Origin of the sequence: Mesorhizobium sp. M1A.T.Ca.IN.004.03.1.1, assembly GCF_003997555.1 — a bacterium.
Taxonomy (GTDB): Bacteria; Pseudomonadota; Alphaproteobacteria; order Rhizobiales; family Rhizobiaceae; genus Mesorhizobium.
Genome location: NZ_RZTV01000664.1, coordinates 1 through 255, shown reverse-complemented (window position 1 = coordinate 255; position 255 = coordinate 1). Strand labels below are relative to the sequence as shown.

1 pseudogene is annotated in these 255 nt (G+C 67.8%); it reads left to right on the top strand.

Features of this window, described 5'->3' with window-relative positions:
• A pseudogene (locus EOD29_RS33320) lies at positions 1-255 on the top strand (peptidase M15A); the annotation flags it as partial.

Below are 255 nucleotides of genomic sequence, written 5' to 3'. Positions count from 1 at the left end.
AGCGTCTACAGCCAGCCGCCCGTGCCCCAACAACCGGCGGAGCCGGTGCTGCCGCAGCAGTCCTCGCAGAATAGCAGCACGCAGCTTGCACCCGTGCAGACAGCGTCGTTCGCGACGGGCAGCATTCCCACCTCAACGATGAACGCGCTCTACAGCGCGCCGAAGCAGAACCTGCTCGGCAGCCTCTCTGGCCTGCTGCACAAGGCGGCCCTGCCCGGCATGACGCGCATCGCGCCGAACGGGCTGCATCTCCAG